The sequence below is a fragment of the Staphylococcus pasteuri genome (assembly GCF_030547725.1).
GTDB classification, from domain to species: Bacteria; Bacillota; Bacilli; order Staphylococcales; family Staphylococcaceae; genus Staphylococcus; species Staphylococcus pasteuri.
The window spans coordinates 1-251 of the sequence record NZ_JAUOQO010000643.1 but is presented as its reverse complement, the minus strand read 5'-3'; the positions used below and the strand labels follow the sequence as shown (position 1 = coordinate 251).

The window sequence follows — 251 nt, the reverse complement described above, 5'->3', positions numbered from 1 at the left end:
CCCTCTAACAGGTCACGATGGGCGGCGCGCAGGGGCGATCCGGGGGCCAGATCGGTCACAATCCGGTTGGCATCCAGCCAGACATCCAGCCGATCCGCCCCAAAGATGTCGGTATCCGGGTGCAACGCCTGGCGCACTTCGGTCAGGGTCTGTCGCAGGCTGCCGGCGGCCTGAACCTGGGAGCGGCCCGACCAAAGTTTCCCTTCAAGCCAGCGACGCCCGCGACGCATTTCGTCGGCCTCGCACAGCAG

General features: G+C 66.9%; 1 protein-coding gene. It reads right to left on the bottom strand.

The genetic code is table 11. The features are described 5' to 3' along the window. Nucleotides 1-251, bottom strand: a 251-nt coding sequence (locus Q4528_RS15030; RefSeq protein ID WP_303522490.1) for a hypothetical protein, incomplete at both ends; no start/stop codon positions are given.